Source organism: Lentzea sp. NPDC006480 (assembly GCF_040611995.1).
Taxonomy (GTDB): Bacteria; Actinomycetota; Actinomycetes; order Mycobacteriales; family Pseudonocardiaceae; genus Lentzea.
This window is the reverse complement of the sequence record NZ_JBEXPJ010000051.1, coordinates 39434-49760: the sequence shown is the minus strand read 5'-3', so window position 1 is coordinate 49760 and position 10327 is coordinate 39434. Positions and strand designations below refer to the sequence as shown.

Sequence of the window (10327 nt, the reverse complement as noted above, 5' to 3'; positions counted from 1 at the left end):
CGCGGCGCGTGCCGTTCCTCCCAGATGCCGTGGTCGGGCTCGTGCCAGCGCCGCGAGACGGCCTCGGCCATCGCCTGGACCATCGTCCAGTCGGCGTCCGACAGCGAGCCGCGGGCCGTGGCCAGCTGCACCACGAGGTCGACGACCGGGCCGAACACGTCCAGCTGCACCTGCTGGTTGGCGAGGTTGCCGACGCGCACCGGACGCGAACCCGCGTACCCGGGCAGCGTGTCGATCACGGCCTCGGCACCGAGCTGCGTGCCGTGCAACGTGTACAGCGGGTGCAGGCGCTCGGGACCGGGGATGGTCTCCAGGACGCCGTGCAGCCACGCCAGGAAGCCGTCGGCCTCGGCGAAGGACCCCACCGACACGAGCGCGGCGGCGGTCATCGCGCCGTCCCGCAGCCAGCAGTAGCGGTAGTCCCAGTTGCGGACACCGCCCAGCTCCTCCGGCAACGACGTGGTGGCCGCCGCCATGATCGAACCGGAGTCCTTGTGCACCAGGCCGCGCAACGTCAACGCAGAGCGCAGCACCAGGTCGGTCTGCACGGTCGGCAGCCGAAGCCCCGCCGCCCAGTCCGACCAGTAGCCCGCCGCACGATCACGGCGGACCGACTCGGCCAGCGCGTGCTCGGAGAGGTCGTCGGTGCCGCACCGCAGCTCCAGCAACACCGCCGCGCCCTCACGCGGCCGGACGACCGCGCGAGCGGTCTCCTGGACGCCGTCGGAGGTGATCTCCCAGTCGACGCCCGGCGAGCGCAGCACCATCGGGTCGGACGTGCCGACCACGCGCAGGCCGTCGCGCTCACGCAGCAGCCGCACCGGCACCTGGCCGAACTCGGGCCGCGGCGCGAACGTGATCACCGCGTTGGTGGAGCCGCTGATCCGCCGCACGAGGTCCGTGCGGTGCGACGCGAGGTCGTGCTCCAGGTAGTCCGTCACCAGGAGCCGTGACCAGCGGGTCTCCACGATCATCGTGCCCGGCAGGTAGCGCTGGCCCAGCGGCAGCGACCCGTGCTCCGGCTTGATCGAGAAGTGCCCCGCGTCCGGACCGCCCAGCAGATCGGCGAAGATCGCGGCCGAGTCCGGTTCCGGGTGGCACAACCAGTTGACCTTGGCGTCGGGCGTCACGAGGGCCACCGAACGCTCGTTCGCGAGCATCGTCAGCCGCTCGATCGGCACGGCCTGGTCGCCGTGCAGCCACGCCCGGCGCTCCTCCAGGAGGAACGCGAGGACCGTGGCCACGTCGGCCGGGTCTTTCACGTAGTGCTCGGCCAGCGACTCCCCGGCACCCACGCGGATGCCGACGTCGGGACCGGACAGGCGCGCGAACGCCTTCTCGTCCGTCACGTCGTCGCCCAGGAAGATCGCCGCGGTGGCGCCGACCTGGTGCCGCAGGATGTCGAGGGCGTGGCCCTTGTTGGTCTCGACGACCGCGAGCTCGATGACGGCCTTGCCCTCGGTGACCTGCACACCTTCCCAGGTGCACGGACCGGAGCGGACGGCGTCGAGCACGCGCTCGCCGATGGAGGCCTCGGCGCGGCGCACGTGCACCGCGATCGAGGCCGGCTTGACCTCGAGGTGCACGCCCTCGTGGTCGTCGACGATCGCTTCCAGCTCCGCTTCGATGCGGCGCAGCAGCGCCTTGGCGTTCGCGTCCAGCGCGTGGACGAAGCCGACGTCGAACTCGGAGCCGTGGGAACCGACCAGGTGAACCTCGCCGGGCAGGCGAGAGAGCGTGGCCAGGTCGCGCAGCGCACGACCTGAGATCACGGCCGATGTGGTCTCGTGCAGGATCGCGAGCGAACGCAGCGCGTTCACCGACTCCGGAAGCGGGCGAGCCTGCTCCGGGTCGGCCACGATCGGCGCGAGTGTTCCGTCGTAGTCGCTGGCGACCAGCAGTCGCGGGGTCCGCGCGAGCTGACAGATAGCTCTGCGCAGGTCGGCGGGGAGGGCCTCGGCGGTCAACGCCCCTCCTGGAGCACTCGTCGGGTTGATATGGGGATCTGAAAGGATTCAGACCGAGGTCTGCGTGCCCAACGCCTCCAGGAACGACCTCGCCCAACGGTCAACGTCGTGGGTGAGGACTTGGCGGCGCAGCGCGCGCATCCTACGGCGGCCTTCAGCAGGATCGATGTCGAGGGCGGCCTGCAGAGCGTTCTTGACACCGTCCAGATCATGGGGGTTCACCAGGAACGCACTGGTCAGTTCTGCGGCAGCGCCGGCGAACTCGCTGAGCACCAGAGCTCCACCAAGATCATATCGGCAGGCCACGTACTCCTTGCAGACCAGGTTCATTCCGTCCCGAACAGGCGTCACCACCATGACGTCGGCGGCGCTCATGAACGCGACGAGCTCCTCGCGGTTCACCGACTGGTGCAGGTAGTGCACCACCGGTTTGCCGACCCGCCCGAACTCGCCGTTGATCCGGCCGACGGACTGCTCGATGTCCTTGCGCATGGTCTTGTAGTGGTCGACGCGCTCCCGGCTCGGCGTGGCGAGCTGGACCATCGCGACGTCCTCGGGGTCGACGCGGCCGTCCGCGATCAGCTCGTACAGAGCCCGGATCCGGACGTCGATGCCCTTCGTGTAGTCGAGACGGTCCACGCCCAGCAGGATGCGCTTGGGGTTGCCGAGGTCCTCTCGAATCTGCCTCGCGCGGGCCTGCGTCTCCTTGCGCCGGGCCACCGCGTCGAGGCCCGCGCTGTCGATCGAGATGGGGAACGCGCCGACGCGCACCGTTCTGTCGCCGACCTGCACGACACCTGGCCGGGTCCTGACACCGACCGTGCCGCGGCTGGGCTCCAGGCCGACGAGCCGGCGAGCCAGCCAGAGGAAGTTCTGCGCGCCGCCGGGCCGGTGGAAGCCCACCAGGTCGGCGCCGAGCAGCCCGCGGATGATCTCCGTGCGCCACGGGAGCTGCATGAACAGCTCGACCGGCGGGAACGGGATGTGGAGGAAGAAGCCGATCTTCAGGTCGGGTCGCTGTTCGCGCAGCATCGCCGGGACGAGCTGCAGCTGGTAGTCCTGCACCCACACCGTCGCACCCTGCGCGGCGATCTTCGCGGTCGCGTCGGCGAACCGCTGGTTGACCTGCCGGTAGGAGTTCCACCAGTGCCGGTGGAACGCGGGCTGCGCGACGACGTCGTGGTAGAGCGGCCAGAGCGTGCCGTTGGAGAAGCCCTCGTAGTAGTCCTCGACCTCTTTGGCCGACAGCGGGACCGGGTGCAGCAGCAGGCCGTCGTCCTCGAACGGCGACACGTCGGCGTCGGCCACGCCCGGCCAGCCGACCCACGCGCCGCTGTGTGAGCGGAGGAACGGTTCGAGCGCGCTCACCAGCCCTCCAGGACTGTGCTTCCACCGCTCTGTGCCGTCGGGCAGGCGCTCCAGGTCAACCGGGAGCCGGTTGGCCACGACTACGAATTCCGCCCCGTTCTCGCCAATGTCCATGCTCACAAACACCCAGGCTAGTGCGGACGCGTGTCCGGGGCGTGTCGTGTAACCCCCGTCACAGCAACGTTCACTCCAACCGACGCTTGGTGGGTTTGAGCGGTCCGGACATGCGCGGACCAGCGAACTTGCGCTCCAAACGGCCCAGTCCGGTGCGCACCGGCTGGGCCAGGTACTCGCCGAACACGACCCCTCCGGCCAGTGCGAGAGCAATACCACTCGCGAACACCAAAGTGCTCAAACCGGCCGGATCGCCCTCCGCGGTGAGCTGGAACAGGCCCCGGTAGGTGGTCCAGCCGGGCAGCAACGGGACCACGCCCGCCTGCACGACGACGAGCGTCGGGATGCGCAGCCGGCGGGTCATCGTCGCGCCACCGAACCCGGTGATCGCGGCGGCCACGGCCGAGGACAGCAGCGCGTCCAGACCGAAGCTCGTGACCAGACCGTAGGCGGCCGTGCCGATCGCGCCGGAGATGGCGGCGGCGACGAGCGCACGAGGCCGGGCGTAGCAGGCGAGCGCGAAGAACGCACTGGTCGCCGCGCCGGCCGCGAACTGCATCGGCACCGCGGAGATCAGCGCGGGCAACGGGTCGCTGAGCTTGATGTCCAGTCCGAAGTGGACAGCGGCGCGGATCGCCAGCGCGACGCCCGCGATCAGACCGGCGCTGAGCAGCACGGTCTCGACGGTGCGGCCCGCGGCGGTGACGTTGTAGCCGGAGATCGCGTCCTGCACGGTGCTGACCAGCGCCAGCCCGGACAGCAGCACGACGATCCCGACGGCGACCAGCAGGCTCGGCCGCACCGGCAGCAACCCGGTCGAGAAGATGGCGAGCGCCGCGCCGGTGCCGAGCGCACCACCGACGAGCTGCTGGAAGAAGAACGGCAGGTTGCGCCGGTTGAGGACACGGCCGACCCGGTCGACCACGGCGGTGATGGCCGCGGCGGTGATCGCGAGCACGAGCCCGCCACCGACGAGGAACGCGACCGCTCCGGCCATTCCTCCCCATGCGGCCGTGGCGACCCAACGCGGATACGGGTGCTTGGCGTTGGTGATGTCTTCAAGCTCTTTGTGAGCGTGCTCGATCTCGCCGAGATTGCGCACGAGATGTTCGACCGCGGCGAGTCGCGTGTAGTCGAGACTGCGTTGCCGGACGACTCGGATCGACGTGATCGGGGGCGCCTCTGTGCCGCGGTGACAGGACACGCTGATAGAGGTGTAGATCACGTCGACTTCCGTGTGCGGAAGTCCATAGCTCTCGGTGACTGAGAGAATCGTGGCTGTTACGTCCGCCGCGCCCGCGCCGCTGGACATCTGGACCTCGCCGATCTTCAGAGCGAGATCGAGTACCAGGTGAACCGTGGTGTCATCGGGCAGAGCGGGGCCGTGCAGGTTGTTCGTGGAAATCTCGCGCACCTCCGTCGTGTGATCGTGAGAGGTCCTTCGACTGTTGCTGTGGCGTCTGCCACCTCCGATCGGGCGACCCAAAAAGGAGGACATGATCACTGTCCGTTGGTTACCCTCCTGACCTGGTCAAGGCGGCCTGTCCGGCGCACTGATCCACTCAGTTGGTTGGTGTGCCTCCTACCGGAGCAATCCGATCACACTGAGAGCAGACCGTTCGCCGCAGGTAGCTCCCGCAACGGGCGCTTACGATGTTCGCGAACACGAGCCAGGCCGGCGTAGCTCAATTGGCAGAGCACTCGCCTTGTAAGCGAAAGGTTAGGGGTTCGATTCCCCTCGCCGGCTCTTATCCGACGAGGGTTCGCCCAGGTGGGCGGGCCCTCGTCTCAATTCGATGTGACAGTTCGTCAGCTTTTGCGAACCAGTCCGGTGAACCCCGCGACTGACAATGTGGCGAACGACCATCCCAGGATCTGCACCACCCAGCCTGCTCCGGTCGCCCACTGCCCGGCTGGTCCGTTCGCCAGTTCGCACCTCGGTGTGCCGCCGAGCTTCACGAGCGGGATGGCGAGATCCGCCGCAAGACTGATTCTGTTCACCGGTGAACAGGCGTCCGGGCCGCGGTCCTTGGCCGGTGCAAGGCCGTTATAGGCATTCGTTGTCCACACGAGACAGAGCGCCAGGACGAACGTGACGAGCAGTCCGGCGACCGCTCTCGACGGCTTGTAGCCGTAGCCGAGGGTGACGCCGAGGAACCAGTGCCAGAGCTTGTTGCCGGGGTCGCCGCGGCGGCGGAGGTCCCGTTGCTGGGCGATCAACACCTTGCGGGCGGTGTGCTCGTGGCCGGCGGCGCGGTGCACGGCCGCAAGTTGTTGGTACGGCTGGGCTTCGTAGGTGAACGTGTGATCGCGCAGCATCCGGAGCCACACATCGGTTTCCTGCGGCTGGTTCGGGTAGGTCAGTCCGTCGAGCGCCAGGCTGAACCAGGGAGCCTCGACCAACTCCTCCTCGCCGAGCGAGAGCAGGTTGCCCACCTTCGTGCCGGACAGTTCGAGCTCGTGCCCTCTGCGGCGGTTGACCAGCTCGCTCGACTCGATGACGAGCTCGCCGTTCACCACCGCGTCCATGAGGTCCACGGTGGACAGCCTGCTGTTCGACTCGATCGTGGCGTTGGTGATCGTGATGCTCGCACCCACCTTCGTGCGGTGGAGCACGAAGGCCTGGCCGTGGTCGTTGCGCACCGATCCGTTGACGACGAGACCCGCGCCGATGTGCGTGTCGACCATGCGGACCGTGTCGGCGCCGTTCGAGCGAGCGTCGAACGCGTTGAGCCGCACCTCGTGCAGGAACTGCGCGCCGTCGAGGAGCAGGGCCGTGCCCGCGGCGCTGCGCAGCACGGCCCCTGACATCCGCAGGTTCCTCGCCGTGGCATCGGTCAGCAGCACTGCCGCGCTGTCGCCGCTCGCCTTGACGAAGGCGTTGTTGAGGTTGAGGTCCCCGCCGATGGTCGCGTTGTTGGCGACGAGGGCCAGACCGTCCTCGCTGACGATCACCGCCTCGTGGAGGTACACCTCACCGCCGATGTCGCAGCTGTCGAGCCAGACCCGGCTCGCGTACAACCGGTCGGCCTGCACGCTCCGGCTGACGTGCAGGCCGGTGGCGAACAACGGCATCGCGGTCGCGCCGGACAGCAGCAGTGACCCGTCGATGCGTGCGTTCTCGAGGTCGACGATCCCGGTGCAGCGCGTGCCCCGCATCGTGAGGTAGCGGGTGCGCAGGTTCTCGGCGTGCAGTCCCGGCAGCGTGGACCCGTCGAGCGACAGCGCCGGCAGTTCGGTGTCGTGCATCGAGAGGGGTTCCTCGAACACGCAGTCGTCCAGCTGCAGGGCCGTCGAGGTGCTGATGAAGTCGAGGTCGAGGGCACCGGCGACGCGTGCACCGACCACCAGGATTCCGCGTGGGTCGACACTGCCCGAGCGCAGCAGGTCGCGGATGGCCTGGGCGCGCAGCACGTTGTCGTGGCGACGACCGAGACGGAGGATCTCACCGGCCTCGGCGGCGCGTTTCATGTCCTGCTCTGTCTCACTAGGACGTGACATTGTGGGCACCATGTCCTACCTCGCGGATAGCGCGCGCTACGACCAGATGACTTACCGGCGCAGTGGCCGCAGCGGTCTCAAGCTGCCGGCGATCTCGCTCGGTCTGTGGCACAACTTCGGCGGCGACCGGCCGTACGAGCTCGGCCGCGGCATCGCGCGGCGGGCGTTCGACCTCGGTGTCACGCACTTCGACCTCGCCAACAACTACGGGCCGCCTTATGGCTCGGCGGAAGTCACGTTCGGGCAGATCCTCTCCGATGATCTCAGGCCCTACCGCGACGAGCTCGTCATTTCCACCAAGGCCGGCTACGACATGTGGCCAGGGCCGTACGGGGAGTGGGGCAGCCGCAAGTACCTGCTGAGCTCGCTCGACCAGTCGTTGACCCGGATGGGCCTCGACTACGTCGACATCTTCTACTCGCACCGGTTCGACCCGGAGACTCCGCTCGAGGAGACGATGGGCGCGCTGGTCAGCGCGGTGCAGCAGGGCAAGGCGCTCTACGTCGGCATCTCGTCGTACTCGCCCGCGAAGACCCGTGAGGCGGCCGAGATGCTGCGAAGTGCGGGCGTGCCGCTGCTGATCCACCAGCCGTCGTACTCGATGCTCAACCGCTGGATCGAGCCGGAGCTGCTGGACGTGCTGGAGGAGGTCGGCGCGGGCTGCATCGCGTTCTCGCCGCTCGCGCAGGGCATGCTGACCGACCGCTACCTCGACGGCGTGCCGGCGGACTCCCGTGCGGCGCAGAACAAGTCGCTGTCGACGGACCTGCTGAGCGACGAGAACCTCAGCCGGATCCGCGCTCTCAACGACATCGCGAAGTCACGAGGTCAAAGCCTGGCGCAGCTCGCGCTGACGTGGACGATCCGCGACCCGCGCGTCACGTCGGCGTTGATCGGCGCGTCGTCCGTCAACCAGCTGGAGCAGAACCTCGCGGCCCTGCAGGCACCGCCGCTGACCGACGACGAGCTGGCCGAGATCGACAAGCACGCAGTCGAGTCGGGCATCGACCTGTGGGCCACGAGCTCCCAGGCCGACTGACCAACCGCACGCGGGGACCTTTCGTGCGCTTCTGCCGCACGCGGGGCCCCCGCGTGCGGTCCTGCCAAACGAAAGCTCCCCGCGTGCGGTCAGAGCGGGTGGCGGGGGAGGCGGATGGTGAAGGTCGTGGCGCCTGGGCGGCTGGCCAGGGTGATGGTGCCGCCGTGGGCGTGGACGAGGGATTGGGCCACGGCGAGGCCCAGGCCGCTGCCGCCGCGTTGGCGGGTCCGCGAGTTGTCGACGCGGTAGAACCTGTCGAAGATCCGCTCCTGGTCGGTCTCCGTGATGCCCGGACCGGTGTCGCTCACCTGCACGACCGCCCAGCCGTCCTCGGCCCGCACCCGCACCGACACCGCGGTTCCGGCCGGCGTGTGCACGGCCGCGTTGGTCAGCAGGTTGTCGAGCACCTGCCGCAACCGCGTGGCGTCCGCGCGCATGGTCACCGTGTCCGCGTCGATCTCCAGCGAGTGCGACGGACGGACCGCGCGGAAGGCGTCTCCGGCCGCCTCGGCGATCTGCGCCAGGTCGAGCTCCTCCGGGCGCAGCGGCGGTTCGGACTCCGCGGAGTCCAGGCGTGCCAGCAACAACAAGTCGTCGAGCAGCACGCTCATCCGCGACGCCTCGGACCGCAGCTTCTCCAGGTGCTTCTCGCGTTCGCCCGGCTCGTTGGCCGCCGCGTACCGGAAGAGGTCCGCATAGCCGCGCAACGACGTCAGCGGCGTGCGCAGCTCGTGTGACGCGTCGGCGATGAACCGCCGCAGTCGTTGCTCTGCGGCCGTGCGTGCGGCCAAAGAAGTGTCGATGTGCGCGAGCATCTTGTTGAACGCCTCGCGCAGCTCGTCCACCTCGACACCGCCGCCGTCGCCGTCCACCCGCACGGTGAGGTCGGCCGAGTCGGTCAGGTCCTGCGAGGAGATGTCGTGCGCGGTGTCGGCCATGTCCGACAGCGGCCGCAGCCCTCGCCGCAGCAGCGCCTGACCGCCGACGACCAGCGTGACCAGGGCAGCGAGGAACGCCGCCACGCTGACCGTGATCAGCTGGGAGATCGTGCCGTCCCGGTCGTTCATGGGCGCGGCGCTGACCAGGACGATCTCGTTCTCCTTGATCGGGCACGCGCGCAGCCGGAACTTGCCCTCGCCGCGCAGGTACCCGGTCTCGAGGGTGTCCTTGGTCAACGCCTTCTTCGCGATCTCGTCGAACTCCTCGCGGTCGTCCGGGTGCTGGTCGCCGGGCTGGGCGACCAGTTCGCCGTTCTCCACCTTGTAGACGACCGCGAACCAGGTCGGCGGGAGCTTGGTGACCTTGCCGTAGTACTCGACGTCGTGGGACGCGCCGGTCTGGCTCATCGCCATCTGGTCGTCGAGCCGCTTGTCGAGGAACGTCTTCATCGACGTCACCATGACCGCGCCGACGATCGCGAACACCGCGAGCGCCAGCGCGCCCAGACCCAGCGCGAGCCGCGTGCCGAGGCGGAGCGGCCGGTTCATCCGGGGTTTCACTCCGCGGCTCGGCGGAGCACGTACCCCACACCGCGCACGGTGTGGATCAACGGCTCGCGGCCGTCGTCGAGCTTGCGGCGCAGGTGGGAGACGACCAGCTCGACCACGTTCGAGCGGCCGCCGAAGTCGTACTCCCACACGTGGTCGAGGATCTGGGCTTTCGTCAGCACCGCCGGTGAACGGCGCATGAGGTACCTGAGCAGCTCGTACTCGGTCGGGGTCAACGTCACCAACTTGCCCGTGCGACGGACCTCGCGCGTGTCCTCGTCCATCACCAGGTCTGCGACCTTCAGCACAGATCGCTTCCACGACGGGCCTGTCGAACGGCGCAGCACGGCCCGCAGCCGGGCCATCAGCTCCTCGACCGAGAACGGTTTGACGAGGTAGTCGTCGCCCCCGCGAGTGAGTCCCGCCACACGGTCCGCAGTGCCGTCACGAGCCGTCAGAAAGACCACGGGGACCATCGCCCCGGCCGCGCGCATCCGATCAAGAACGGTGAATCCGTCCAGGTCAGGCAGCATGAGGTCGAGCACGACGATGTCCGGTTGGAACTCGGCGGCCTCTCGCAAAGCCTCCTCACCGTTGAGCGCGGTCGCGGCCTGCCAGCCCTCGTACCGGGCGACCGTCGCGACCAGGTCAGCGATGTGCGGCTCATCGTCGACGACGAGCAATCGAACCGAGTTCCCCTTGTCCACGTGCTCATGGTGCGTCACCTGGTGCTCACCTCGCTCGATCGACAGGAAGTCGACAGCGCGGGCATAGGGGAGCCACAGCTCGGACGCTGAGGATCGAGAAAGACCGAACCGACTGCCGACCGCCCTGACCGAGGAGCCCGCCGT

7 protein-coding genes and 1 tRNA gene are annotated in these 10327 nt (G+C 68.7%); 2 read left to right on the top strand and 6 right to left on the bottom strand.

Annotated elements, in window-relative coordinates; genetic code table 11:
• From otsB to ABZX92_RS21475, 3 genes are all read right to left on the bottom strand, one after another.
• A partial coding sequence (otsB, locus tag ABZX92_RS21485; protein WP_355561998.1) for a trehalose-phosphatase occupies positions 1–1967 on the bottom strand: 1967 nt, incomplete at its 3' end.
• A 48-nt stretch (positions 1968–2015) separates the two neighbouring features.
• Positions 2016–3449, bottom strand: coding sequence for a trehalose-6-phosphate synthase (locus ABZX92_RS21480; protein ID WP_112262674.1), 1434 nt, complete (start codon positions 3447–3449; stop codon positions 2016–2018).
• 70 nt (positions 3450–3519) lie between these two features.
• Positions 3520–4863 (bottom strand): threonine/serine exporter family protein, encoded by a 1344-nt coding sequence (locus ABZX92_RS21475; protein WP_355561995.1) that lies wholly within the window; start codon positions 4861–4863, stop codon positions 3520–3522.
• A 260-nt stretch (positions 4864–5123) separates the two neighbouring features.
• On the opposite strand from ABZX92_RS21475, the gene ABZX92_RS21470 reads away from it, so the two are divergent.
• Positions 5124–5196 (top strand) — tRNA-Thr (locus ABZX92_RS21470).
• Positions 5197–5258: 62 nt separating this feature from the next.
• Here the strand turns inward: ABZX92_RS21470 and ABZX92_RS21465 are convergent.
• Positions 5259–6920, bottom strand: coding sequence for a hypothetical protein (locus ABZX92_RS21465; protein ID WP_355561992.1), 1662 nt, complete (start codon positions 6918–6920; stop codon positions 5259–5261).
• A gap of 40 nt (positions 6921–6960) precedes the next feature.
• Here ABZX92_RS21465 and mgrA point away from each other — a divergent pair, with 40 nt between their 5' ends.
• Positions 6961–7989, top strand: a complete 1029-nt coding sequence (gene mgrA / locus ABZX92_RS21460; RefSeq protein ID WP_355561989.1) for an L-glyceraldehyde 3-phosphate reductase — start codon at positions 6961–6963, stop codon at positions 7987–7989.
• An 89-nt stretch (positions 7990–8078) separates the two neighbouring features.
• On the opposite strand, the gene ABZX92_RS21455 is transcribed toward mgrA, so the two are convergent.
• On the bottom strand, positions 8079–9476 hold the full coding sequence (locus ABZX92_RS21455) for a HAMP domain-containing sensor histidine kinase (RefSeq protein ID WP_355561986.1): 1398 nt from the start codon (positions 9474–9476) through the stop codon (positions 8079–8081).
• Positions 9477–9484: 8 nt separating this feature from the next.
• Positions 9485–10183, bottom strand: coding sequence for a response regulator transcription factor (locus tag ABZX92_RS21450; RefSeq protein ID WP_355562004.1), 699 nt, complete (start codon positions 10181–10183; stop codon positions 9485–9487).
• Between the last annotated feature and the right edge of the window lie 144 nt (positions 10184–10327).

Coding starts and splice junctions, on each gene's coding strand:
- ABZX92_RS21455 (WP_355561986.1), bottom strand. CDS start 9,476: ATGAACCGGCCGCTCCGCCTCGGCACGCGGCTCGCGCTGGGTCTGGGC.
- ABZX92_RS21465 (WP_355561992.1), bottom strand. CDS start 6,920: ATGAAACGCGCCGCCGAGGCCGGTGAGATCCTCCGTCTCGGTCGTCGC.
- ABZX92_RS21480 (WP_112262674.1), bottom strand. CDS start 3,449: ATGGACATTGGCGAGAACGGGGCGGAATTCGTAGTCGTGGCCAACCGG.
- mgrA (WP_355561989.1), top strand. CDS start 6,961: ATGTCCTACCTCGCGGATAGCGCGCGCTACGACCAGATGACTTACCGG.